General features: G+C 74.2%; 25 protein-coding genes. 8 read left to right on the top strand and 17 right to left on the bottom strand.

Translation table 11 applies throughout. From position 1 onward, the window contains the following. Nucleotides 1–142 precede the first annotated feature (142 nt). Nucleotides 143–1,120, top strand: a complete 978-nt coding sequence (locus V6U79_RS04375) for a DUF2267 domain-containing protein (protein WP_334525880.1) — start codon at nt 143–145, stop codon at nt 1,118–1,120. 73 nt (nt 1,121–1,193) lie between these two features. Next, nucleotides 1,194–1,982 carry a spermidine synthase gene (locus V6U79_RS04370; protein ID WP_334613573.1) on the top strand — a complete coding sequence of 263 codons (789 nt, stop codon included), beginning with the start codon at nt 1,194–1,196 and terminating at the stop codon, nt 1,980–1,982. Between the two features lie 65 nt (nt 1,983–2,047). Here the strand turns inward: V6U79_RS04370 and V6U79_RS04365 are convergent, their stop codons facing one another. Further along, entirely contained in the window at nt 2,048–3,349 is a 1,302-nt protein-coding gene (locus tag V6U79_RS04365; RefSeq protein ID WP_334525874.1) for an NAD(P)/FAD-dependent oxidoreductase, read from the bottom strand. A 69-nt stretch (nt 3,350–3,418) separates the two neighbouring features. Then, the gene (locus V6U79_RS04360; protein WP_334525872.1) at nt 3,419–5,572 is read right to left on the bottom strand and encodes an amylo-alpha-1,6-glucosidase; all 2,154 of its coding nucleotides are present in this window, start codon (nt 5,570–5,572) and stop codon (nt 3,419–3,421) included. A gap of 114 nt (nt 5,573–5,686) precedes the next feature. Between V6U79_RS04360 and V6U79_RS04355 the strand changes: the two genes are divergently transcribed. Next, a complete protein-coding gene (locus tag V6U79_RS04355; RefSeq protein WP_334525870.1) occupies nt 5,687–7,129 on the top strand; it encodes a M20/M25/M40 family metallo-hydrolase in 1,443 nt (480 codons plus the stop codon). A 99-nt stretch (nt 7,130–7,228) separates the two neighbouring features. Continuing rightward, complete coding sequence (locus V6U79_RS04350) at nt 7,229–7,390, top strand: hypothetical protein (protein ID WP_334525867.1); 162 nt, start codon at nt 7,229–7,231, stop codon at nt 7,388–7,390. A 166-nt stretch (nt 7,391–7,556) separates the two neighbouring features. Here V6U79_RS04350 and V6U79_RS04345 read toward each other — a convergent pair whose 3' ends face one another. The 4 genes from V6U79_RS04345 to V6U79_RS04330 all read right to left on the bottom strand — a co-directional run bounded on the left by V6U79_RS04345 (nt 7,557) and on the right by V6U79_RS04330 (nt 10,356). After that, nucleotides 7,557–7,844 carry a DUF6510 family protein gene (locus tag V6U79_RS04345; protein WP_334525865.1) on the bottom strand — a complete coding sequence of 96 codons (288 nt, stop codon included), beginning with the start codon at nt 7,842–7,844 and terminating at the stop codon, nt 7,557–7,559. A 16-nt stretch (nt 7,845–7,860) separates the two neighbouring features. Next, the gene (locus V6U79_RS04340) at nt 7,861–8,610 is read right to left on the bottom strand and encodes a ferredoxin reductase (protein WP_334525862.1); all 750 of its coding nucleotides are present in this window, start codon (nt 8,608–8,610) and stop codon (nt 7,861–7,863) included. 13 nt (nt 8,611–8,623) lie between these two features. Next, nucleotides 8,624–9,214: a sulfite oxidase-like oxidoreductase gene (locus tag V6U79_RS04335; protein WP_334525859.1), complete on the bottom strand. Its 591-nt coding sequence runs from the start codon at nt 9,212–9,214 to the stop codon at nt 8,624–8,626. Between the two features lie 125 nt (nt 9,215–9,339). After that, a complete protein-coding gene (locus V6U79_RS04330) occupies nt 9,340–10,356 on the bottom strand; it encodes a TerC/Alx family metal homeostasis membrane protein (RefSeq protein ID WP_334613572.1) in 1,017 nt (338 codons plus the stop codon). A gap of 273 nt (nt 10,357–10,629) precedes the next feature. On the opposite strand from V6U79_RS04330, the gene V6U79_RS04325 reads away from it, so the two are divergent. Beyond that, on the top strand, nt 10,630–11,799 hold the full coding sequence (locus V6U79_RS04325) for a CaiB/BaiF CoA transferase family protein (protein ID WP_334525854.1): 1,170 nt from the start codon (nt 10,630–10,632) through the stop codon (nt 11,797–11,799). Between the two features lie 10 nt (nt 11,800–11,809). On the opposite strand, the gene V6U79_RS04320 is transcribed toward V6U79_RS04325, so the two are convergent. Next, entirely contained in the window at nt 11,810–12,223 is a 414-nt protein-coding gene (locus tag V6U79_RS04320; protein ID WP_334525852.1) for a DUF2267 domain-containing protein, read from the bottom strand. Nucleotides 12,224–12,376: 153 nt separating this feature from the next. Here V6U79_RS04320 and V6U79_RS04315 point away from each other — a divergent pair, with 153 nt between their 5' ends. Next, nucleotides 12,377–12,646 carry a DUF2795 domain-containing protein gene (locus tag V6U79_RS04315; protein ID WP_334613569.1) on the top strand — a complete coding sequence of 90 codons (270 nt, stop codon included), beginning with the start codon at nt 12,377–12,379 and terminating at the stop codon, nt 12,644–12,646. A gap of 321 nt (nt 12,647–12,967) precedes the next feature. On the opposite strand, the gene V6U79_RS04310 is transcribed toward V6U79_RS04315, so the two are convergent. From V6U79_RS04310 to V6U79_RS04290, 5 genes are all read right to left on the bottom strand, one after another. Next, nucleotides 12,968–13,633 carry a hypothetical protein gene (locus V6U79_RS04310; RefSeq protein WP_334525848.1) on the bottom strand — a complete coding sequence of 222 codons (666 nt, stop codon included), beginning with the start codon at nt 13,631–13,633 and terminating at the stop codon, nt 12,968–12,970. Between the two features lie 41 nt (nt 13,634–13,674). Beyond that, complete coding sequence (locus V6U79_RS04305; RefSeq protein ID WP_334613568.1) at nt 13,675–14,646, bottom strand: pirin family protein; 972 nt, start codon at nt 14,644–14,646, stop codon at nt 13,675–13,677. 25 nt (nt 14,647–14,671) lie between these two features. Beyond that, entirely contained in the window at nt 14,672–15,586 is a 915-nt protein-coding gene (locus V6U79_RS04300) for a hypothetical protein (protein ID WP_334613567.1), read from the bottom strand. Nucleotides 15,587–15,849: 263 nt separating this feature from the next. Next, nucleotides 15,850–16,455, bottom strand: coding sequence for a hypothetical protein (locus V6U79_RS04295; protein ID WP_334613566.1), 606 nt, complete (start codon nt 16,453–16,455; stop codon nt 15,850–15,852). A gap of 522 nt (nt 16,456–16,977) precedes the next feature. After that, complete coding sequence (locus V6U79_RS04290; protein ID WP_334613565.1) at nt 16,978–17,763, bottom strand: DedA family protein; 786 nt, start codon at nt 17,761–17,763, stop codon at nt 16,978–16,980. 90 nt (nt 17,764–17,853) lie between these two features. Between V6U79_RS04290 and V6U79_RS04285 the strand changes: the two genes are divergently transcribed. Next, on the top strand, nt 17,854–18,558 hold the full coding sequence (locus V6U79_RS04285) for a carbon-nitrogen hydrolase family protein (protein WP_334613564.1): 705 nt from the start codon (nt 17,854–17,856) through the stop codon (nt 18,556–18,558). Nucleotides 18,559–18,687: 129 nt separating this feature from the next. Beyond that, nucleotides 18,688–19,332 (top strand): phosphotransferase, encoded by a 645-nt coding sequence (locus V6U79_RS04280; RefSeq protein WP_334613563.1) that lies wholly within the window; start codon nt 18,688–18,690, stop codon nt 19,330–19,332. 59 nt (nt 19,333–19,391) lie between these two features. On the opposite strand, the gene V6U79_RS04275 is transcribed toward V6U79_RS04280, so the two are convergent. The 5 genes from V6U79_RS04275 to V6U79_RS04255 form a co-directional block, all read right to left on the bottom strand. Beyond that, the gene (locus tag V6U79_RS04275; RefSeq protein ID WP_334613562.1) at nt 19,392–20,882 is read right to left on the bottom strand and encodes a protein kinase domain-containing protein; all 1,491 of its coding nucleotides are present in this window, start codon (nt 20,880–20,882) and stop codon (nt 19,392–19,394) included. Between the two features lie 125 nt (nt 20,883–21,007). Further along, complete coding sequence (locus V6U79_RS04270; protein WP_334613561.1) at nt 21,008–21,211, bottom strand: hypothetical protein; 204 nt, start codon at nt 21,209–21,211, stop codon at nt 21,008–21,010. Between the two features lie 2 nt (nt 21,212–21,213). Continuing rightward, nucleotides 21,214–22,269, bottom strand: a complete 1,056-nt coding sequence (locus V6U79_RS04265; protein WP_334613559.1) for a LacI family DNA-binding transcriptional regulator — start codon at nt 22,267–22,269, stop codon at nt 21,214–21,216. A 173-nt stretch (nt 22,270–22,442) separates the two neighbouring features. Further along, nucleotides 22,443–23,303, bottom strand: a complete 861-nt coding sequence (locus tag V6U79_RS04260) for an SAM-dependent methyltransferase (RefSeq protein WP_334613558.1) — start codon at nt 23,301–23,303, stop codon at nt 22,443–22,445. Nucleotides 23,304–23,400: 97 nt separating this feature from the next. After that, nucleotides 23,401–24,282, bottom strand: coding sequence for a Sco1979 family transcriptional regulator (locus V6U79_RS04255; protein WP_503629757.1), 882 nt, complete (start codon nt 24,280–24,282; stop codon nt 23,401–23,403). Between the last annotated feature and the right edge of the window lie 121 nt (nt 24,283–24,403).

The raw sequence follows: 24,403 nt of genomic DNA, 5'->3' as shown, positions 1-24,403 counted from the left end.
CGATCGTGCGGCGCGTTCGGGTGAGCGGTCCTCACCCGCCGGGAGTGATCTCGGCGGCCGGCTCCGGCCGGTTACCTCCCCACGGGGGGCGGGAACGCGACCGCCGAAGAGGTGCCCACGACGAGGGAGCGAGGTGCGCACCATGCGCAAGCAGATGGAGGGCGACAACCAGCGCCGGCGGACCCTGGCCCGCCAGGCTCGCGAGCAGGGAACGCGGCCGAGCGAGGCGGGCCTCTCGCTGAGCGCCTCCAAGCAGCTCAGCAGCCTGGACCGGGGACGCCGCGCCGGTCCCCCGGCCGCCGGGCGGCACAAGCCGGACCCGGCGATGGGCGGCCCGGCGCCGCCGTCGAGGGCCGTGGCCACCGCCCCCCGGCCCCTGCCGGATCCGGGTCCGGAGGCGCCGACCGGGCAGCGCATGAGCTACCGCGCCCTGGTCGACGACGTCGGCCGCCGGGCCGGGGTCGACTTCTCCACGGCCAAGGTGGCCGCGGAGGCGACCGTCCTCGCGCTGGCCTGGGCGCTGGACGAGGGAGAGCGCCAACGGCTGCTCGAGGCGGTGCCGGTGAAGCTGCACGACGTGGTCCCGGTCGACGGCATCGAACGGCACCGGGATCTGCCGGGCTTCCTCGCCGAGGTCGGCCGGATCAGCAACCTCACCCCGGAACAGGCCCGCTACCAGGCCGAGGCGACCCTCGCCGCGCTGGCCGACCACGACGGCGAGCTGATCGAGTCGCTGGACGTGCCGGACGGGTTGCGCGACCTGCTCGTGCCGTCGGCGCCCGGCGGCGGCCTGGTAGGGCCGCGCAGCGCGACCGCTCCGCTGACCGAGCAGGAGCTGCGGGACGCGCTGGACGACCTGCCGTACTGGTCCAGCGACCGACGGTCACTGGTGCGGACCATCGAGCTGCCCCCGAGCAACCTGAACCGGGTGCTCGACCGGCTCGACCTGCTCCGCGAGGAGGTCGGTCGGGGGCCGCAGATCGGTCGCCCCGACCCGGACAGCGCGGTGCTGACCGTGCGCAGCCGGCGGGCCGACGCGGTCACCGCGGTCGACGTGGACCTGGCCCACCGGGTCGACGACGCGATCGAGGAGGCCGGCGCGGGGATGGCCGGCGGCTGAGCCGTACCGGTCGGGTCGGCGGGCGGTGCGCCCGCCGACCCGGCGTGGTCGGGGCGTCGGTTAGCGTGCCGGCATGGACAGCGCCGCCGACGACCGGCTGGAACTGGTCGTCGACCCGGCCCGGCGGAGCGGTCGGACGCTGCTCGCGGGCGGCGTCGCCCAGTCGTACGTGGACGTCGCCGACCCCCGGTACCTGCACTTCGAGTACGTCCGCCGGATGGCGGCCCTGGTCGACCTGGCGGCGCCGACGGGGCGGCCGTGCGAGCTGCTGCACCTGGGCGGAGGCGCGCTGACCCTGCCCCGGTACGTCGCGGCGACCCGCCCCGGTTCCGGGCAGCGGGTCATCGAGCGGGACGCCGCGGTGGTCGATCTGGTGGCCCGGGAGCTGCCGCCCCTCCCCGCGCAGGTGCGGGTCGAGGTCGCCGACGCGCGGGACGCGGTGACCGCCGCGCCCTCCGGCGGGTACGACCTGGTGCTCGCCGACGTCTACCGGGCGGCCCGGATGCCGGGGCACGTGGCGGGCGTGGAGTTCGTCACCGAGGTGGCCCGGACCCTGCGCCCGGACGGCCTGTACCTGGTCAACGTCACCGACCTGCCGCCGTTGGTCTTCACCCGGGTGCAGGTGGCCACGCTCCGGGCCGTCTTCGCCGACGTCTGCCTGGTGGCCGACCGTCGGATGCTGCGGGGCCGCCGCTACGGCAACGTGGTGCTGGCCGCCGCGCTCCGGCCGGGGCGGCTGCCGGTGCGCCGGCTGGTCGCCCGGGTGGCCGCCGACCCGACGCCGGGCGGCGTGCTGCACGGCCCGGCGCTGGACGCCTTCGTGGGTGGGGCGCGACCGGCCACCGACGCCACCCTCGGCTGACCGTCCGCCTCGGCACGGGGCCGCCGCCGCTGCCCGCAAGGGCGGGCAGCGGCGTGGGGGTCCCGTCACGACCGGCGGATCGGCACCTCCGGCGACTTGCTCTCCAGCGGCACCGCGTTGGCGGGGACCAGCCCGAGCTGGGTCGCCGAGCGGGGCAGCGCGGCGTCGAGAATCCAGTCGGCGCCCACCCGGGCCCGGTTGCCGGGCATCGCCAGCAGGTGGTAGCCGCGGGTGACGGCCTTGGCCGGCAGCCCGGCCAGCGGCACCTTCAGCGGGTTCGCGGCGGCGTCCTTGCCACCCAGGTCGACCACCCAGCCCAGGTCGTGGTGCTTGTACGGCTTGCGCCGCCCCTGCCCGTAGGAGGCGGCGATGTTCTGCGCGGCGAGCTTGCCCTGCCGCTGCGCGTGCTGCGCGGTCATCGCGCAGATCTCCCCGGGCCGGGTCAGGTCCGGCACGGCGGCGGCGTCGCCGCAGGCGTACACCTCGGGGAAGCCGGGAACGGTGAGGTACTCGTCGACCACCAGACGGCCCCGCTCGGTACGCAGGCCCAGCTCGGCGACGAACGGGTCGGGGCGTACCCCCACGCACCAGACCAGGGTGCAGGTGGGGACGTAGTCGCCGTCGGTGAGCCGCACCCCGTCGGCGGTGGCCTCGGCGACCGAGGTGCCCAACCGCACGTCGACGCCGCGCCGACGCAGCACCCGGTCGGCGGTCTGCGACATCCGCCGGTCCATCTCCGGCAGGACGCGGGAGGCCACGTCCAGCAGCAGCCAGCGCGGGCGGATGTTCAGCCGGGGCCGCTGGGCGTGCAGGGCGTCGGTGAAGAGCTGCCCGATGGCGGCGACCTCGGTGCCGGTGTAGCCGGCGCCCACCACCACGAAGGTGGACCGGGCCTGCTGCTCGGCCGGGTCCTCGGCCTGCTCGGCCAGCTCGATCTGGCGGATCACGTGGTCGTGCAGGTAGACGGCCTCGGGCAGGCCGCGGAAGCCGTGCGCGTACTCGGTCACCCCGGGGATGGGCAGCAGCTTGTTGACGCTGCCGACGCTGAGGACCAGCCGGTCGTAGGCGAGCTTGCCCCGGTCGCCCTCCGGTTGGGTGAAGCCGACCCAGCGGTTCTGCAGGTCGACCCGGTCGGCCTCGCCGACGATCACCCGCACCCCGTCGAGGGTGCCGGTCAGCGGCACCGAGAGCCGGGTCGGTTCCACCACGCCGGCGGCCACCTCGGGCAGCAGCGGCAGGTAGAGGAAGTAGTCGGTGGAGTTCAGCACCACGATCTCGGCCCGGTCGCGGGCCAACCGGCTCAACGTCTTCGCCGCGTGGTAACCGGCGAACCCGGCTCCCACGATCACCACCCGAGGTTTCGTCATGCCCGCTGCCGTTCCCGTCGACCCGCCCGACAAACGTGCCGGCCCGCCGCCCGCCGCCGGCTCGTCCGGTCAGTCCTCTTCGAGCCGGACGTGCCCGCTGCGCCCCACCGCCTCCAGCTTCCAGCGACGGCCGAAGGCGCGGACCCGCTCGGCGGTGATCCGGCCGATCTCGGGCGGGATGTCCGGGTCGATGACCAGTTCGGTGTCACCGGGGTTCAGGTTCAGCAGGGCCCGGGTCAGGGCGAGCGGGGCGCCGCTGGCCCAGGCCTGGGGGCTGCACGCGGTCGGGTAGGGCACCGCGAACCGGGTCCGGCTCCGGTCGTATCCGCCGAGCGCCTCGGGCAGCCGGTGACCGAACTGCGCGGCGGCGTCGAGCAGCCCCAGGGTGACCCGGTTGGCCTCGGCGCGGTAGCCGTAGCGGACCAGCCCGAGCACGGCCAGGGAGCTGTCGTGCGGCCAGACCGTGCCCAGGTGGTAGCCGAGGGCGTTGTAGGGCCGCTCCTCCCGGGACAGGGTCCGGATGCCCCAGCCGGAGAACATGTCCGGGTGCAGCAGTTGGCGCGCCACCCGCTCGGCCCGCTCGGGCGGGACGATGCCGCTCCACAGCAGGTGTCCCATGTTGGAGGTCTTGGAGTCGATCGGGTTCTTGTCGCCGTCCAGGCCGACCACGTAGAATCCGCCGCGCTCGTCGAGCCAGTAGTCGCGGTTGAACCGCTCGTACAGCCGGGCGGCGTCCGCGCGCAGCCGCTCGGCCAGGGCCGGGTCGTCCAGCGGTCCGTCGGCGAGTTCGGCGAGCCGCAGTTTCGCGTCGTAGGTGTAGCCCTGGATCTCGCTGGTGGCGATCGGCAGCACCGGTATCCGCCCGTCGGCGAAGCAGACGCCGTCGGGTGAGTCCCGCCAGCACTGGTTGCCGAGCCCCTCCGGCGAGCGGGTGGCGTACTCGACGTAGCCGTCGCCGTCCCGGTCGCCGTAGTCGTCCATCCACCCCAGCGCGGCCAGCGCGTTGTCGCGCAGCAGCCGCACCGTGTCGTCGTCGCGCGTCCACCGCCAGTACTCGGAGAGCAGGATCAGCCAGAGCTGGGTGGCGTCGGCGGTGCCGTAGTTCGGGTTGTACGGCTTCTGTCCGGTCCGGGTGAGTTCACCGCTGCGGACCTCGTGCAGGATCTTGCCGGGCTCCTCGTCGGTGAAGTCGTCGCACCGGCGGCCCTGCAACCGGGCCAGGGCGAGCAGCGTGCCGCGGGCCAGGGCCGGCCCGGCCACCAGGGTCTGGTAGGCGGTGATCAGGGTGTCCCGGCCGAAGATGGTGAGGAACCAGGGCAGCCCGGCGCCGGGCAGGGTGACCCGCTGCCCCCGGACCTCCATCTCCAGCCGGAGCGCCGCCAGGTCGAGGCGGGACCGGTCGGTGGCCCGTTCCAGGATCGGGTTCTCGCTGTGCAGTCGGGCCCGGTCGGCGATCCAGCGGCGGCTCGGGTCGTCCAGGCCGCCGTGGATCACCTGGGCGATGTCGCCCCGGACCGGCTCGACCACGCCCGGCCCCGGCGGCAGCGGCACCTCGAGGTCGACCTGCCATCCCTCGCGGGGCGCGAGCTCCACCTCCCAGACCAGGTCGTCGCCCTCGATCCGGTCCGCCGGGACCGAGCAGCGCACCTGCGTCTCGGCGGAGAACCCCTCCGGCCGGTAGGAGAAGTGCAGCTCGCTGCCGTCCGGCGCGTGCCGACGGACGATCTGCGCCGACCGGTCACGCACGCCGGACTTCACCTCGAACAGGTCGGCGAAGTCGGCGGCGACGGCCAGCCGCAGCTCGAACCGGACCGGTTCGTCGCTGCGGAACGAGAACAGCTCCACCCGCTCCCGGAAGGCGTCGCCGACGTAGCGCAGCCGCCGCACGGTCACGTTGTCCGCCGGCAGCCCGGGCAGGGCGGGGTTGGTGAGCACGAACTGCGCCGAGAAGTGGTCCAGGGTCTCCGAGCGCAGCACCAGCAGCCGGCCCCCGTTGAGCGTGAGCTCCCACCCGCTGAGCAGCCGGGTGTCCAGGTGGACCAGGCCGCCGATGCCGCCGGCCGGCACGTTCCCGGCCTGGTCGGAGTACATGAAGGTGGGGCCGCTGAGCACCGCGAGCGAGTTCGGGCCGAGTTCGGGCGGAACCGCCCGCTGGTCACCGCTCTGCCGCGAGACGCGCAGATCGGGCATGGGATCGGCAGGCGTCGGGCGGGCGGAAGCCATGTCACCCACCGTAGGCACGCCCGGGCGGTCCGGGCATCACCCGCCGCGGGTGAACAACCCGATCCATCATCATGGATATGGACAACCGACGTTGAAGGTGGTGAGGATGCCGTCATGGGAGAACACGAGAGCGACCGACCCACCAGGTCCACCCGCCGCACCTTCCTGTCCGCCTCCGCCGTCGCGACCGCCGCCACCGTGGCCGTACCCCTGGCCCCGGGACCGGCCGCCGCGGACGCAGACGCCGGCCCGCCCGGGCCGGGCCGGCCCGCCCGACCCCAGGCCCCGGACCGCGAGCTGCGCACGCTGCTGCGGGAGGTCGACGCCGCCCGGATCGAGGCCACCGTGCGCCGGCTCGCCGCGTTCGGCACCCGGCACACCCTGTCCAGCCAGGACGACCCGGTGCGGGGCATCGGCGCCGCCCGGGACTGGATCTTCGCGCAGCTCTCCGGGTACGCCGCCGCCTCCGGCGGCCGGATGACCGTCGAGCTCCAGTCGTACGTGCAGGAGCCGGCGCCCCGGATCCCGGTCGCCACCCGGATCACCAACGTGGTGGCCACCCTCCGTGGCGACGTCGCCCCGAACCGGGTGTACGTGGTGACCGGCCACTACGACTCCCGCGCCACCGACGTGCTGGACGCGGTCAGCGACGCGCCCGGGGCGGACGACGACGCCTCCGGGGTGGCGCTGGTGATGGAGCTGGCCCGGGTGCTGGCCACCCGGCGCAGCGAGGCGACGGTCGTCCTGGCCGCCGTCGCCGGCGAGGAGCAGGGCCTGTACGGCTCGACGTACCTGGCCAGGCAGCTCAAGGCCGCCGGGGTCGACGTGCAGGGCATGTTCAGCGACGACATCATCGGCTCCAGCACCGCCGACGACGGCACGCGCGACCCGTACCGCGTGCGGCTCTTCGCCGAGGGGGTGCCGACGGCCGAGACCCCCGCCGAGGCGACCACCCGGCAGTCGGTGGGCGGCGAGAACGACTCCCCGTCCCGACAGCTGGCCCGGTTCGTCACCGACGTGGCCGAGAACGGCGCCACCGGGATGCGGGTGCGGGTCGTCTACCGGCGGGACCGCTACCTGCGCGGCAGCGACCACATCCCGTTCCTGCGCGAGGGCTGGCCGGCCGGGCGGTTCACCGAACCGAACGAGGACTTCGCCCACCAGCACCAGGACGTCCGGGTGGTCGACGGGGTCCAGTACGGCGACCTGCCGGAGTTCTGCGACTTCGCCTACATCGCCCGGGTGACCCGGGTCAACGGCGCGGTGCTCTGGTCGCTGGCCCAGGGCCCGGGCACCCCGAAGGGCGCGACCATCGTGACCACCAACCTCACCAACGACACCACGCTGCGCTGGCAGCGCGGCGACGAGCCGGACCTGGCCGGCTACGAGGTGCTGTGGCGGGAGACCACCGCCGCCGAGTGGCAGCGGGTGATCCCGGTCGGCGACGTCACCGAGGCGACCGTCGACCTGTCCAAGGACAACGTCTTCTTCGGCGTCCGGGCGGTCGACCGGGACGGTCACCGCTCCCCCGTCGCGTTCCCGAGGCCGGGCAGTTGACCCGCGCCGACCCGGGTCACCCGCCCCGGGTGGGGCCGCCTCACCCGACGCCGGGGCAGCGTGGTGTCCACCGCCATCCAGCCCGAGGGGAGCGACGGGATGAGCATGCCGATGTCCAACGACCAGCGGCAGCCGATCTACCTGCGGCAGAGTGGCCGTAAGCAGCTCACGCCCCGGCAGCGCCGGCGCGTCGAACAGAAGCAGGGACGCTTCGAGCGGCTGGGCGTGCAACGTGCCGAGACGCGCCGTCCCGGACGATGAGCGGGCGACGGTGGCGGCCACGTCCGACCGCCACCGTCCTCACTCCGGCGCGGGTGCCACGATCGCCCAGCGTTCGTGGTCGCGCCAGGCGCCGTCGATGAACAGGTAGTCCGGGGAGTACCCCTCCTGCCGGAAGCCCAGCTTGCGGGCCACCCGCCGGGACGGCTCAGCGGGCGTACGGCTCGTCCAGCGGCATCGGCACCTGGAGGAAGGTGGAGCCGCGCAGGTCCAGCCAGGCCCGGTCGGGCGCGCGGACCAACCGCAGCATCACCTGTTCGCAGGACGGGCAGCGGCCCACCAGCCCCGGCGCGTGGGAGAAGACGTGCAGCCCGGCCACCGGGCCCACCCGCCCGCAGGACTCGCAGCGGCCGGTGGCGGGGCTCAGGTCGACGGCGAACAACTCGCGCAACGGGCCGTCGAGCATGTTTCCGTCCAGGTAGGACATGTCGGTCATCGGGTCTCCTCGCGGGTCAACCGGTGGGGCCGAACCGTTCGGTTCGCACCCGTCGGGGCTGGTGGCCCAGGCCCACCAGCAGGTCCGCCACCGTCTCCACGAAACCGGTGGGGCCGCAGACGTAGCAGAGCGGTTCCAGGTCGGGCGGCCAGCCGTGGGTGTTGACGTCGGCCAGGCCAAGCCGGTGCGGCTCGCCCCGCCACCCGTCGGGGGCCTGGCGGGTGTAGACGTACGCGACGTCCAGACCGAAGTCGTCGCGGGTGCGACGACGCAGCTCGTCGGCGTAGATGACGTCGGTCGGGGTCCGGACGGAGTAGATCAGCCGGAACGGCGTCCGGCTGCCGGCCTTCCGGCGGGCGCGGATCATGGCCATCAGCGGCACCACCCCGGACCCGCCGCCGATCAGCAGCACCGGATCGGCCTGCTCCGGCCGCCAGACGAACCAGCCGCCGGCCGGGCCGCGCACCTCCACCGGGTCGCCCTCGCCGTAGCCGTCGAGGAGATACGGCGACACCTCCCCGTCGGCCACCCGCTGCACGGTGAGCGCGACGCGCTCCCCGTCGGCCGGCTCGGCCAGTGAGTACGACCGGACGGCCTGGTAGCCGTCCTCGGCAGTGAGCCGGACGTCGAGGTGCTGCCCCGGAAGGTGCCCCGGCCATCCCGGCACGTCGAGGACCAGCGTCTGCGCGGACGGGGTCTCCACCCGGCGTTCCACCAGCCGGGCCAGCCGCCACGTCAGCGGCGCGCCCACCCGGGCGGCGGTCACCGGCCTGGCCACCTCAGTCGCCCGCGTAGCGCTGCTCGCGCCACGGGTCGCCGTAGTCGTGATAGCCGGCGGTCTCCCAGAAACCGGGCTCGTCGACCACGTTCAGCCGGATGCCGCGCACCCACTTCGCCGACTTCCAGAAGTACAGGTGCGGTACGAGCAGCCGGGCCGGTCCGCCGTGTTCAGCGGCCAGCGGCTCGTCGTCGTAGGTGTGCGCCACCCAGGCACGACCGCCGCGCAGGTCGTCCAGGGGCAGGTTCGTGGTGTAACCGCCGTACGAGTGGACCAGCGCGTAGTCCGCCGCGGTGTCGATGCCGTCGAGCAGGACGTCCAGCGAGACGCCGGCCCAGTTGGTGCCGAGCTTGGACCAGTGGGTGACGCAGTGGATGTCCACGGTCGGCGTCTCCTGCGGCAGGCCCTGCAGCTCGTCCCAGGTCCAGCGGTACTCGGTGCCGGTCTCGGTGGCGAGGACGAACTCCCAGGTGTCCAGCGGAACCCTCGGCGTCGGCCCGGCGGAGAGCACCGGGAAGTCCTCGGCCAGGTACTGACCCGGCGGCAGCGCCGAGTCGGTCGCGCGGCGGCGGCCCTGAAAACCTGGTGACACGATTCCCACCCGTCAGTCGTACCACCTCCGGGTGGGGGCGCGACGCGGTTCGCCCGCAGCGGGCGCGGGAGGGGTCGGAGTGCGGGGAAGGGCCCCCGGTTCGCCGGGGGCCCTTCCGTACGCGGTCAGCGGTGGTCGGCGACCATTTCGTGCTCGCCGGGAGTGCGGTCCCGGGTGGCGCGCAGGCTGGTGATGGTGACGACCACCAGGACACCGATGATGACGCCCAGCGAGGCCAGGGTGGGGATCTCCGGCACGCCCTTCCAGATGCCGTGCGCCCAGTGCAGCCCCAGCTTGACGCCGATGAAGGCGAGGATGGCGGCGAGGCCGTAGCTGAGGTGCACCAGCCGGCTGAGCGCGGCGTGCAGCACGAAGTAGAGCGCGCGCAGGCCCAGCAGCGCGAACGCGTTGGTGGCGAAGACCAGGTACGGGTCCTCGGTGATGCCGTAGACGGCGGGCACCGAGTCGACGGCGAAGACGACGTCGGTGGCGAGCACCGCGACCACGACCAGGGCGAACGGGGTGAGCGCGCGGCGGCCGTCCTGCCGGACGGTCATCCGGGTGCCGTGGTAGTCGTCCACGACCGGCATGAACCTGCGCAGCAGCCGCACCGACCGCATCTTGTTGATGTCGACCTCCTGCTCGTGCCCGGAGAGGGCGTCGCGCAGCAGCTTGACCGCGGTGACGATCAGGATGACGGCGAAGAGCAGGAAGGCGAAGTCGAGGGTTTCCAGGGCCGCGGCGCCGAGGGCGATGAAGACCGCGCGCAGCACCAGCGCGCCGGCGATGCCGTAGAGCAGCACCCGCTGGGCGAGCGCGGCGGGCACCGCGAAGGCGGCCAGCAGCAGCATGAAGACGAAGAGGTTGTCGACCGAGAGCGACTTCTCGACCAGGTAACCGGTGAGGTACTCCACGCCCTGCTGGGAGCTGAAGCGGGACCAGATCCAGGCGCCGAAGGCCAGCGGAAGTGCGATGTAGAACGCCGACCAGCCCAGGGCCTCCCGGAGCGAGACCTCGTGCGGGCGGCGGGTGACCAGGAAGTCCAGCACCAGCAGGGCGAGCACACCGGCGATGGTGACCGTCCACAGGGCGGGCGTGCCCACCGACTGGAGATCGGCAGCCAGGTACGACAGATCGTTCATGGAGCCTCCTCGAACACAGTGCCATGTTCGAGGTCTCCTTCACCCACGATCGGTGGGCAACCACCCGAGGCGCGCCCGGGGCACGCCGTACTGACCGGAATGGTTCGTGGGAAGTACTCCCCTCGCGGGTCAAGGTTAGGCCAGGCGCAGTCCCCCGCCAAGTGGGCCACACCGGCCCCTGGTCAGCTGGTTGCCCTGGTCAACAGCTGCGTACGGGTCCCCGACGGTCGGCGGGGGGCGACGCGGTGGAGGTGCTGCGCCTATCGTGGCCCGATGACCGAAGACGCACCCGTCCCCGCCGGGGTCGGCCCCCTCACCGGCGTCCGGGTGATCGAGCTGGCCGGCATCGGTCCGGGGCCGTTCGCCGCGATGATGCTGGCCGACCTGGGCGCCGACGTGGTCCGGGTGGATCGCACCACGCCGGCCGCCTTCGGCAGTCCGCCGGAGGACCTGCTCAACCGCAACCGCCGGTCGGTCGCCGTGGACCTGAAGTCGGCCGCCGGCCGGGAGGTGGTGCGGGCGCTGGTCCGGGACGCCGACGCGCTCATCGAGGGCTACCGGCCCGGGGTCACCGAACGGCTCGGTCTCGGCCCGGAGGACTGCCTGGCGGTCAACCCACGGCTGGTGTACGGGCGGATGACCGGCTGGGGGCAGGAGGGGCCGCTGGCGGCGACCGCCGGTCACGACATCGACTACCTGGCGTTGACCGGGGCGCTGCACGGCATCGGCCGGCCCGGTGAGCGTCCCGTGCCGCCGATGAACCTGCTGGGCGACTTCGGCGGCGGCGGGATGATGCTGGCCCTCGGCGTCGTCGCCGCCCTGTACGCCGTCCGCGCCGGCGCGCCCGGCCAGGTCGTCGACGCGGCCATCGTGGACGGTGTGTCGGTGCTCAGCACCCAGATCCACGCGCTGCGCCGGCTCGGCATGTGGCAGGACCCGCGCGGGGTCAACCTGCTCGACGGGGGCGCGCCGTTCTACGACACCTACGAGTGCGCCGACGGGCGACACCTCGCCGTCGGCGCGCTGGAACCCCGCTTCTACGACGAACTGGTCCGGCTCACCGGTTTCCCGCTCGCCGGCGACGAGGCGCTCGACCGGACCGACCCGGGGAACTGGCCGGCGCTGCGCGAGGCGTGGGCCCGGCTGTTCCGTACCCGCACCCGGGACGAGTGGGCGGACCTGCTCGCGACCTCGGACGCCTGCGTGGCGCCGGTGCTCGACTGGCGGGAGGCCCCGGAGCACCCGCACCTGGCGGCCCGCGGCACCTTCGTCAGCCCCGACGGAGTGGTCCAGCCCGCGCCGGCGCCCCGCTTCTCGGCGACGCCGACGTCGGTGCGCCGACCGCCGCCGCAGCCCGGCGCGCACACCGACGAGCTGCTGGCCGAGGCGGGCTTCGACGCCGACCGGATCGCCGAGCTGCGCGCCGGGGGCGCGGTGGCGTGAGCGGCGCCGGTCAGCCGCGACGCAGCACCGCCGCGCCGGGGGCGAGGGCCGGTTCCACCAGTTTCCGGTAGTCGCGGGGCAGCTGGGTCGCCATGTCGTCGAACTCGCCGCCGGTGAGCGCCTCGCGCAGCGTGGTGAAGACCGCCCGTACCGCCTCGCGCGCGGCCGGCTCGTCCACGCCGGCCCGCCGGCCGACCCGGGCGAGGAACTCGGCCGAACCGAACCGGTCCGCCGACTCGGTGCGCGGGCTGGGCTTGAGCACCATCTGCAGCGGGGCGGGCAGTTGGGCGGCGAGGTCCAGCGCCTCGCCCCCGGTCAGCCGCTCCGCGAGGGTCTCCAGGATCGCGTGGGTCAGCTGCACCGCGCGCTCGGAGTCGACCTGGGTCCGCCGGGCGACCTGGTCGACGAAGGTGTCGTAGTTCATCGGCGTTCCCCCCATCGACGTCGGACGGCTCGGGTACCCGCGCTCGGGCGGCGGAAACGGTGCGGAAATCCGTCCGGGGCGGCGCGTGAGCGCCGGGGGGACGGGTAACCGCCGCCGGTCGTGTCCGGATCGAGGCGGTAGGGAGCCCACGCCATGGCGAGTTACACCGACGTCCTGCAGTACCTGTCCAGCCTGGACTACCCGGCGGAGAAGGACGACGTGGTACGGGAGGCCGAACGGGAGGGCGCTCCGCCGGACGTGCTCCGGGCGTTGCGCGCGCTGCCGCCGGTCGACTACGCCAACGGCAACCAGGTGGCCCGCTCCGCCGCCATCGAGGCTGCCCCGGAGGTCGGGCCGTCCCAGCGGGCCGCGCAGGCCCGGGAGCCGCACCGGCGGGTCTCGCAGCACCTGCGCCGCATCTGAGCGCGCCGGCGAGGCGTCAGCCCGATGCCGGTCCCGCCACCGCGGGGCCGGCATCAGCGCGTGGCGGGCCGTGGGCCGCCTATTTCGGGGCACCCATCGCAGGACGGCCGGAAACAGGCGTGGCGCCCCAAGTCACGAACCGCGACCGGGGACGCCACGCGTACCTGAAACTGGCGGGAGTGCACGCCCGAACCGGGTCGCGACCGCCAGGAGGGTGGATGTCCACCCGAACCGGGTGGGCATCGCTTCCACGAAGATCCTACGACACGACATCATCCGTACGGCTGATTTTCGCCGGACTGTGGGGCAGGGCACCTCTGGTCAGGTTGTCACTTCGGCGTACCGCTGCTCCAGGTCGACCCGGGCGAGCGCCCCGACCAGCCAGGCCAGCCGCTCCGACTCGCCGCTGCCGGCCAGCTCGGCCAGGTCCGTCGCGGAGCGCCCCAGGCCGAGCCGCCGCGCCGCGGTCAACGCCCGCCGGTCGGCCACCGGCGCGACCTCCCGCCACAACGCCTGGGCCTCCCGCAGGAACAGGTCCACCACCTGGTCGTCCACCGCGGGCAGCTCGGTGAGCAGCGCCCGCTCGCGGCCCGCGTCGTGGCCGGCCGACGCGCGCAGCCGCCGCAGGTCGCCCCGGTACCGCTCCACCACGGTGCGGGCCAGGTCGCCCAGCTGGTTGGCCAGCGCGTCGACGTCCCCGCGCTGGCCGGCCTCGCGCAGCACCCGCACCCGGTCGGCGTGCAGCGAACGGGCCAGCCGCGCGGCGCTGTCCCAACCGTTGTCGGGCAGGGCGTGCGCGCTGTCCAGGGCGCGCCGGAAGTCACCGCGGCGGTTCAGCAGCACCGCGAGGCAGAGCAGCTGGAACAGGCTGGACGGGTTGTTGGTCACCCGGAAGCCGTACTGCTCGGCGAAGCCACGGCCGTCGCCGGCGAGCCGGCGCACCAGACGTTTCCGGTCCTCGGTACGGGAGATCACACTGCGCGTCATGCCGCGCGTCTACCCGCCCGCACGGCGGACACGCCTGCTCCTCAGCCGCGCACGTCACCGCGCCGGTCGCGGGCCTTCAACCGGGTGGTGGGCATCTCCGGAGCGGGCAGCGGCGGGGCGGCGTCGTCGGCGACCACGCCGAACCGGCGCCCGGCCATCCAGTCCTCCCGGGCGGTGGCCACCTCCTCGTGCGAGCGGCCGACGAAGTTCCACCACATGACCAGGGGCTCCTCGAAGGGCGCGCCGCCCAGCAGCAGCAACCGGCTCCCCGGTTCGGCGGTCACCTCCAGCCGGTCCCGGCCGACGCCCAGGTAGAGCAGCGCGCCGGGGTTCAACGCCAGGCCGTCGACCTGCGCGGCGCCGGACATGGCCAGCAGTCCGTACTCGAAGTCCGGCCGCAGGGACAGGGTCGCCGGCGCGGACCCGCGGGCCTCCAGCTGCGCGCCGAGCAGCGGGGTGTGCACGACGGCCGGCGAGCGCTCGCCGGCCAGCTCACCGACGAGCAGGGTGAGATCCCAGTCGCCGTCAGTCCAGCGGGGCAGCTCGGCGTGGTGGGCGAAGTCGGCCGCGCCGGCCCGCGCCGGGTCCGGCAGCGCCACCCAGAGCTGCACGCCGTGCATCACCGGCGGGTGCGTGGCGGGCGACCGCTCGGAGTGCGCGATGCCCTGCCCGGAGGTCATCACGTTGAGCTGGCCGGGGCGGATCGGCTGGACGTTGCCGAGGCTGTCCCGGTGCACGATCTCACCCTCGATCAGCCAGGTGACCGTCTGCAGGCCGCTGTGCGGATGCGGCGGCACCTCCATGCCCGGACGCGCCGCGACGTCGTCCGGGCCGAAGTGGTCCACGAAGCACCACGCGCCCACCATCCGCCGCTGGCGCTGCGGCAGCAGCCGGCGCACGGTGGTGTAGCGACCCAACGGCACGTCGTGTCCGAGCAGCAGCACGCTGCCCGGGTCGACCGGCGCCACGCCGGGTGGTCGGGTCTGCGCGGGCAATGATTCGGTACGCTCCACGGTCCCGACTCTATGCCGGACTCTCTCAGTCCTCACCCACCGTGATCGTGTTCACTCCCGCGACCAGGTCGACGTAGACCCGTTCGGGGGACCGGTCCCAGCCGGGCGAGCTGATCGTCTCGCCCGCGGCGACCCCGGCACGCCGATCGCCGTACAGCGTGACGGTGCCGGCGCCGGACGCGGCGCGGATCCGCACGGGCGCGGCGCCGGGCACCCGCACGGTGAACTGGTTGACCCCGCCGGACATCCGGACGGTCAGCGCGCCGGCCACCTCCGGCAGCCGGAGGTCGACCCGGGCGGCGCCCCCGAGCAGTTCCACCCCGGCCAGCCGGGCGCCGGTCAGGTCGAGCTGGTGTTCGCTGACCCCGCCGACCAGGCGGAGCCGCCAGACGAGCCGCGAATTGAGCACCACGTCGACCGCGCCGGGCCCGCCCCGGCCGCTCTCCTCGACGCGCAACCGCACCCGGTCGCCGAGCACCTCCGGCCGGGGGACGACACCGGCGCCGGCCGGGCTGCCGATCCGGTACAGCTCATCGCCCAGGTCCTCGGTCCGCAGCCGGAAGGCGGCCAGCCCGTCGGCCAGTTCGAAGGTGGCCCGGCGGCGGCCCTGCACCGGGGCCGTCCGGGTCCGCTCGGCGGCTGCCTCGGTGGCGCCGGCGTCGCCCGGCTCGGCGGCGACCGTCACCGGCGGCGCCGCTTCCCGTCCGCCGGAGAACGCCACCCCGAGCCGGTCCGGGTTGGCCAGCGTGACGACCACGGCCACCGCGCCGAGGGCCACCACCAGGACGGCGGCCGCGACGAGCAGCCGGATCGTCCGCCGCCGGGACGACGGGTACGCCGCCGTCCGGCCGGTCACCGAGGGCTCCCCCGTCACCTCGACCACCGGCGCGGGTCGTTTCCCGTCGCCGTTCTCCCGCACCGTCGGCTCCACCCCGGCCATGACGCTCCCCTCCCACGGTCCCCGGGAAGCAGTACGGACCCGCCCCCCGAACGGATCACCCGCCCCCTCCTCACCTCGGTGATCATGAAGTTGTCGGCGGTATGGATCTCCGTTTCTGCCAACAACTTCATGATCACCGGGGGGGGTTCGGGGGTTGTGAAGAGGTGTTGTCGCCCTGGCGACGACAACTCTTCACGCTGTGGGTGGAAATGCCGCTGGCCGGCACCCCGAGGGGTGCCGGCCAGCGGTCGGTGGTTCGTGGGTCAGTTGTTCCAGTGCTTGGCGACGAGGTCGGCGGCCTGCTGCTCCCACTGTGCGTAGTGGAAGGGGTAGGCCGAGACCTGGACGGTCTGGGCGGCCTCGGTCAGCGGCATGTCCTGCCACCCGTCGACCTGCTTGAGGCCCTTGAGGAAGGCGAGGGTCGAGTACTCGGGGTCGGTGATCTGCTCGACCGTGCCCCAACCGCTGGAGGGGCGCTGCTGGAACAGGCCCTGCGAGTCGTGGTCGTTGCGCTCACCCAGGTGACCCAGGTTCTCCAGCTTCGACTCCTGCAGCGCGGTCGCGATCGCCACCACGGCGGCGCGCTCGTCCATGTCGGCCTTCTTCGTCGCGGCGATGATGGCCTTGACATTCTTGGTCTGCTCGGCGTTCAGGTCGATGCGCGACTGCTTGCCCTGCACACCGTGCGGGATCAGCTTGCTGCCCTTGTCGGCCCTGTCGGCCTTGTCGGCCTGCACGGCCACCGCGACAGCCTTCGCCTCCACCGTCGGGGCGGCGTGAGCCTCGGTCGCCGGGCCGGCGAACACGCCACCGGCGAAGGCCAGACCAGCGATGCTCAGCATGCTCTTACGCAGAATGTTCGTGTTCATCAGAGAAGCTCCATCCGGGGGTTGGCGACGTGTCCCAATGGGGGTCGGGACACGCGCAAGCACCACGATCAGGCGCTCAAGGAATCCAAAGGAAAAGTCTTCGATCGGCGGCTTCACAAGCGGGGCTTGCGTCGCCGGGACTGTGTGTAACGACTACCGGCCGGCCATCATTCCGCCGAGGCGGCGGAGGCTCTCGCTCGTGAGACCGGGCCGGGGGATGTAACGACCACCGGCCTGCCGTCATTCCGCCAAGGGGCGGGGCTGCTCGTGCGATCGTCCAGGGGATGTAACGACGAGGTGCCCAGGGTCATTCCGCCAGGGGCGGGTCCATCGGGCGGCAGCGCAAGTCACCGCTGCTGCGGTCGTACAGGAGATGTAACGACCCCGGCCCCGCCACGATTCCAGCCTGAGGCTTGCCGTCGGCCACCGCACACCACTCGGTAGGGGCTGATCCCGACACCAGGGCACAACCGTCACGCCCCGGAATCGGACACCGCGGCCGAACCGCGCCCACCACTGGCGCTAGTCGGTGTCGCGGCCCCAGGAGCCCCCGCGGTAGACCGTCCCCCGGTACACCCGGTTCTCGTCGTACCCGGTGGAAACCGCCGCCGGCTCCAGATCGTCGGAGGCGGCGGTGGCGCGGGCCTGGCGGGCGCGGCGAACCCGGGAGAACAGGAACCAGCCGGCGGCGGCCACGCAGGCGGCGATGACGACCTTCTGGAACGACCCCACGTACGCCTCGACGACGTGCCAGTTCTCGCCCAGCAGATAACCGGCCATCACGAACGTGGTGTTCCAGATCAGGCTCCCCAGCGTGGTGTACAGCAGGAACGTGCCGACCGGCATCCGTTCCACGCCGGCGGGGATGGAGATCAGGCTGCGGAAGATCGGGATCATCCGGCCGAAGAACACCGCCTTGACGCCGTGCTTGAGGAACCACGCCTCGGTCCGGTCGACGTCGTCGAGCTTCACCAGCGGCAACCGGGCCACGATGGCGCGCATCCGGTCGCGGCCGAGGGCGGCGCCGATGCCGTAGAGCAGCCAGGCGCCGACCACCGAGCCCAGCGTGGTCCAGAGGATCGCCCCGATCAGGCTGATCCGGCCCTGGGCCGCGGTGAAGCCGGCCAGCGGCAGGATCACCTCGCTGGGGATCGGCGGGAAGAGGTTCTCCAGCGCCACGGCCAGCCCGGCGCCGGGGCCGCCGAGCCGCTCCACCAGCCCGGTGACGTACCCGACCGGGCCCTCCGCGGAGGGTTCGGCAGCGGACACCAGGGTGGGGAGATCGGCGGCCAGAGAGCTTCTGATCATGCGACAAAACTACGAGGCGTCGGGCGGATCGACCACGGATCCGCCCATATGCTTCCGAGCACCGGCAGCCGGGAGGAAGGAAGGCCCCTTGTGCGTACGCCGCTGACGCTCGCCGTCGCCCAGCCGCTCTGCGTCCCGCACGAGGTGGCGGCCAACGTGGCGGCGCACGCGGCGGCCGTCCGCGCCGCCGACGCCCGGGTGGTGCTCTTTCCCGAGCTGTCGCTGACCGGGTACGACCTGGACGCCCCGAGCCTCGACGTCGCCGACGCGCGGCTCGCGCCGCTGGTCGAGGCGTGCGCGGACACCGGCGCGCTGGCGCTGGCGGGTGCGCCGGTCGGCGACGGCGCGGGATCGGCGTACATCGGGGTGCTGGCGGTCGACGGCGCCGGCGTGCGGGTGGCGTACCGGAAGATGTTCCTGGGTGGGGTGGAGCCGCGGCGGTTCGTGGCGGGCGGTGGTCCGGCCGTGGTGGCGGTCGACGGCTGGCGGCTGGGCCTGGCGGTCTGCAGGGACACCGGCGTGCGGGAGCACGCGAGGCGCACCATGGCGCTCGGCGTCGACGTGTACGCGGCCGGGGTGCTGGAGGCGCCGACGGACGCGGCGGTGCCGGAGGCGCGGGCCCGCCGGGTCGCCGCCGACCACGGCGTCTGGGTGGCCACGGCGAGCTTCGCCGGGCCGTCGGGCAGCCGGTACCCGCAGACGGCGGGCGGCTCCGGCGTGTGGCGGCCGGACGGCACGCCGGTGCTGCGGACCGGCGCCGGCCCCGGCGAGGTCGGCCGCGCCACGCTCCGCTGACGGGGGCGCGCCGACGACCCCGGCGGAGAACTGGCAGCGACGCCCACCCTGGGGGGCGGTCACAGGCGATCCGGGCGGCCGGGGTCGGTGGGGCCACCGCTCGGGCGGCCGGCCGCTACGGTGGGGCGGGTGACCGCCACCGTCCCGCTCGCTTCCGGTCGCGAGGCCGACGTGTACGCCATTGACGCCGACCGGGTGTTGCGCCGGTACCGCGAGGGCGGTGACGTCCGGGTCGAGGCGGAGGTCATGACGTACCTGCGCGGGCAGGGCTACCCGGTGCCCGAGGTGTTCCGGGCCGACGGACCCGAGCTGGAGATGGCCCGGTTGTCCGGGCCGACGCTGACGGCGGCGTTCGTCGCCGGCCTGGTCGACCTCCGGTCCGTCGCGCGGACCCTCGCCGAGCTGCACCGCCGGCTGCACGCCCTGCCGACGCGGCGCTCCGCCGACCCGGCCGTCGGCATCCTGCACCTGGACCTGCACTGCGACAACGTCATGCTGACCGCCGACGGCCCGTACGTCGTCGACTGGCGCAACACCACGGAAGGTCCGCCGGAGCTGGACCGGACCACGACCGCGCTGATCATCGCGGAGACCGCCGTGGACCCGGACCTGCCGCTGGCCGGCCCGGCCGGGCAACTGCTGGGGGCGTTCCTCGCCGAGAGCGGTCCACCGCTGCTGCTGGACGAGGCGGTGGCCCGGCGCGCCGCGAGCGGGATGCTGGACGCCGACCTGTTGGCGCGGGCCGCGGCCCTGGTCGTGTCGGCCGGCCGGTGACCGGCCGGCCGGTCCGGCTGTGACGCTAACGGGTGCCCGGTCGAGCTTCGCCGAGCGGGTCAGTCGTCGTCATCGCCGCCGCCGCCGCGTTGCCGCGGCCAGGTGGCGAGCAGGCGTCCCAGCTCGATGACGGTCTCGTCGCTGATCCGGTCCCGTTCGACCGCCTCCTGGATCTTGCCGGCCAGGTCCCGTAGGCGTTTGCCCCGGTCCTTGGGCTTCGCCTCGGCCAGCTCCGCCAGCTTCTTCCGCAGCTCCTCGACGGTCTTCGGGTCGGCGTCGCCGGACGCCTCGGCCCGGTCCAGCACGGCCGCGAACTCCGCGGCGAGTTCCCGCGCGGTCCGGGGCTGCGGGCGGTCGTCCCGGGACGGCGGTGCGGCCGTGGTCGGCTCCGCCGCCGGGGTGGGCTCGGTGGCGACCGGCTCGTCCTGCGGGGGCGCGGCGGTGACCGGGGCGGCCGGGGTGCGCCGGTCCGGGTCGTCGTCGAGGACGAGCACGCCGACCAGTCCGGCCAGCAGCGCCAGGCCGGCGGCGACGAGGACACCCAGCGCCCGGCGGGGTTCCGGGCGGCCCGGACGGGCCGGCGCCGGGGTCCGGTCGATGGGCGGATGACCCGGCCCGGCGACGCCGACGGCCGCGCGGGCGGTGGCCGGGGCGCGGTCGATCAGGGTGGGCGGGTGCGCCGGCGCCGACACCGTGGGCAGCAGGCTGGTGGGCGGTTCGGCGGGGCGACCGGCGCCGAACCGGTCGGCGAGCTGCGCGGCGGTGGGCCGGCGGTCGGGGTCGGTGGCGAGGCAGGCCATGGTGAGGTCGGCGACGTCGGCGGGCAGTCCGGTGATCCGCAGCGGCGGCACCGGGGTACGCCGGGCATGCACCTCCAGCGCGTCCTCCCAGGTCTGCACGGGCAGCGGCGCCCGCCCGGTGAGGGCGCGGTAGAGCAGCGCGCCGAGGGCGTACACGTCGCTGGCCGGGTGGGGCGGGCCGGGGGTCATCCGTTCGGGCGCGAAGTAGGCGGGGGTGCCCATCAGCGGCTCGGCGGTCCCCGCGGCGCGCGGCCCGGCGAGGGCGGCGATGCCGAAGTCGAGCACCTTGGCGCCGGTCTCGGTGAGCATGACGTTGCCGGGCTTGATGTCGCGGTGGACCACGCCGATGCGGTGCGCGGCGGCCAGGGCGGCCGCGATCTGGCCGGCGGTACGGACCGCCTCCGGCCACGGCAGCGGACCCGCGGTGAGCCGGTCGGCGAGGCTGTGCCCCTCGACCAGCTCCATCACCAGGTACGGCACGACGGCGCCGCCGGGCAGGGCCGCCTCGCCGTAGTCGTACACCTGGGTGACGTGCGGGTGGGTGAGCCGCGCCGCGGCTCGCGCCTCGCGCTGGATGGTGGCGCGCAGCTCCGGGTCGGTGGCGAGCTGCCCCGCGAGCGCCTTGATCGCGACGGAGCGGTGCAGCACCTCGTCGTCGGCGCGCCACACCTCGGACATCCCGCCGAGGCCGATGCGCGCGCGCAGGACGTACCGATCGTGCAGCCGTAGCGTGGGCGTGAACGACGACATGGTGGTTCAGTCTGCCTGGTCGGGCCGGCCGGGCACCAACCGCGGTGTCCGGTTGCGTCCCCGCTGGTGCGCGACGCCCGGTACGGGTCACCCGCCCGGGTGGCGCCGACCACCCGGGCGGGTGTTCAGGGGCGGCAGGGCGGCGCGGGTACGGGCGCGGGCTCCATCAGGTCGGCCAGCCGGCGCAGCGCCCCGGCGGCGGCCAGCCGGGCGGGGGCGAGCCGGCGTCGTTGGGGCCGTTCGGGCCGTACGGGCGCGTCCGGGCGGGCCGAGTTGACGTGGCGGTTGACCGCGTCGAGGGCGAGGGTGAGGCCGGTGGGCTGTTCCATGGTCAACTCCTCGGGACGGGGCGGGTGGAGGTGCGGACGACGAGCTCGGTGGGGAGCAGGACGTGCCTGGCGGCGGGCTCGGGGGGCGGGTCGAGCAGCAGTTCGGTGGCGATCCGGCCCTTCTCCTCGGCGGGCTGCCGGACGGTGGTGAGGCCGGCCGCGGCGGCGTCGGCGACGTCGTCGAAGCCGGTGACCGAGACCGTCGCTGCCCGTTCGCCGAGCGCGTCGAGGACGCCGAGCGCCAGCACGTCGGAGCAGGCCAGCAGCGCCGTCGGCGGGTCGTCACCGGTGCTCGTGCCGGCGACCGCGGTCGCGCCGGCGGCGCGGCTGTTGTCGGTGGCGTTGAGCAGGGTGAGGTCGGTCCAGGCGACCCCGACGGCGGCCAGCGCGTCGGCGAAACCGGCGAGGCGGCCCCGGGTGGTGGGGTGCGGCACGTCGCCGACCTCGGCGAGCCGCAGCGGACCCGGCGGCGCGCCGGGCAGGATGCTCTCGGCGAGCAGCGCCACCCGCCGGTGGCCGAGGGCCGCCACGTGGTCGGCGACGGAGCGGGCGGCGGCCCGCTCGTCGATGCCGACGTACGGGTCGGCGCCGGCGTCGTCGCGGGGCGCGGTGGTGACGAACGGCAGCCCCCGGGCGCGGAGGACGTCCAGGGCCCAGCTCTCGTCGGCGGCGCAGTAGACGCAGAAGCCGTCGACCGCGGCGTTCTCCACGGCCGCCCGGGCCTGCGTCGTGTCGGTGGGCAGCGGCACGAGCAGCAGGCTGGTGCCGCGCCGTTCGGCCGCGCCGGCGGCGCCGGCCAGGAAGCGGACGGCGAACGGGTCGGTGAAGGCGTACGACAGCTGGGAGGTGAAGAGCACCCCGATCGCGCCGGCGACGCCGCGGCGCAGTGACCGGGCGGTCGGGTTGGGGCCGGGGTAGCCGAGCTGCCGGGCGGTGTCGAGGATGCGGGTGCGCAGGGCTGCGGAGAGCTGGTCGGGGCGGCTGTACGCGTTGGAGACGGTGCTGCGGGAGACGCCCGCCGCGGTCGCGACGTCCTGCAAGGTCGGCTTCGAGGTCACCCGGCGGCCCTTCTGGATCGATTCAGTCTGGATCGATCCAGAGACTACCCCGACCGGTCGGCGACAGTCAATCGACAATGGACCCACAGCGCGCAGCGGCGTCGGCCTTCGGCCGACGCCGCTGCTTCACAAAGGACGAGGCGGTGGCCCGGGATCGTCCCGGGATCCGCGCGTCAGGACTTGCGGGCCACCCCGCCGTACATGCTCACCTCGACCACCGAGGGACGCGGCTGCGGCTCCTGCTCGGCCCGCCACTCGGCGACCGAGCCGATCCCCGGCTCGACCAGCTCCAGGCCGTCGAAGAACCGGGTGAACTCGTCCAGGCTGCGCAGGTTGATGACCCCGTGCGGGCCGCCGCCCCGGGCCGCCGCCCTGGCCGCCTCGGCGACCTCCGGGGGCAGGTAGTCGTGGGTGGCGTGCGAGGCGGCCAGGTAGCTGCCCGGCGGCAGCGCCTCCAGCAACCGGCGCACCACCGCGTACGGGTCGTCGCCGTCGGGGACGAAGTGCAGGATCGCCACCAGCATCAGCGCCACCGGCCGGGACAGGTCGATGGTGCGCAGCAGGTCGGGGTGGTTGAGGATCTTCTCCGGCTCGCGCAGGTCGGCGTCGATGTAGGCGGTGGCGCCCTCGGCGGAGCTGGTCAGCAGCGCCCGGGCGTGGGCGAGCACGATCGGATCGTTGTCGACATAGACCACCCGGGCCTCGGGGGCGATCGACTGGGCCACCTCGTGGGTGTTGTTCGCCGTCGGGATGCCGGTGCCGATGTCGAGGAACTGCCGGATGCCCGCCTCGCGGGCCAGGTAGCCGACCGCGCGCTGGAGGAAGCGACGGTTCTCCAGGGCGCTCGTGCGGATGGTCGGGAAGTGCGCGGCCATCTCGTCGCCGGAATCCCGGTCGGCCTGGAAGTTGTCCTTGCCGCCGAGCCAGTAGTTGTACCGCCGGGCCGGGTGGGCGACCGAGGTGTCGATCCGGTCGCTGGGGTGGGCGGTTCCCGTCGTGGTGCCCGGGGCATCGCTGGTCACAGTCGCCTCCATGACGTCCGCGCCATCGCCGCGATGGCGTCCGTCCACTTTCACCGATCGCGGACCATCGTAGAGGCAGTCGGGGCCCGTCCGTCGCCCCGGCGACCGGTCACCCCGGGTAGAGCTCGTCGCGCAACCGGGTGAGGATCTCGGGCGTACGCTCCGGCGGAGCGGCCTCGACGCAGAGGCGTTCCATCGCCACCGCGTAGTAGTCGAGGTCCTCCCGCTTGTCGAGGTAGAGCGCGCTGGTGAGCTGTTCGATGTAGACGATGTCCGGCAGGTCGTCGTCGCCGAAACGCAGGATCGTGAAGGCGCCGCCGGCAGCGGCGTGGCCACCGGCGTCGAACGGGATGATCTGCAGCCGCACGTGCGGCGAGCGGGTCGCCTCCACCAGGGCGTCGAGCTGGCCACGCATCACCTCGGCTCCGCCGATCGGTCGGCGCAGGGCGGCCTCGTCGACCACCGCCCACAGCTGCGGCGGCTCCGCGCGGCGCAGCAGCTGCTGGCGGTGCATCCGCAGCTCGACCCGGCGATCGACCTCCTCGGTCGGGGCGTTGCGGTGGCCCAGCAGGACGACCGCGCGGGCGTACCCGGGGGTCTGCAGCAGGCCGGGGACGAACTGCACCTCGTAGGTGCGGATGAGCGCGGCGGCGGCCTCCAGGCCCAGGTAGGACTGGAACCAGCTGGGCAGCACGTCGCCGTAGCGGTGCCACCAGCCCGGGCTGTTGGCGTCCCGGGCCAGCTTGAGCAGCGCCTCCCGCTCGTCGGCGGCGGTGACGCCGTAGAGGGTGAGCAGGTCGGCGACGTCGCGCTCCTTGAAGCCGACCCGGCCCAGCTCCATCCGGCTGATCTTCGACTCGGAGGCGCGGATCTCCCAGCCGGCGCCCTCGCGGCTGACCCCGCTGGCCTCCCGGAGCCGGCGCAGCTGGGAGCCGAGCAGCATGCGCAGGACGGTCGGCCCGGTGGCCGGACCGCCCTCGGCGGAAACCATCGTCACGTGCCGCCCTCCGCGTGCCACTCGCCCCTGGTCGGGCGCCCCACCTCGACCAACGTGTAAGCATGCCATGGACCGACGGTGAGAAGAACTCATCCGGACGGACGGGGAGTCCCGC

It is taken from the genome of Micromonospora psammae (assembly GCF_036902725.1).
In the GTDB taxonomy this organism is placed as follows: Bacteria; Actinomycetota; Actinomycetes; order Mycobacteriales; family Micromonosporaceae; genus Micromonospora.
Note: the sequence above shows the minus strand (reverse complement) of the source record. Positions and strands in the feature narration are given on the sequence as shown.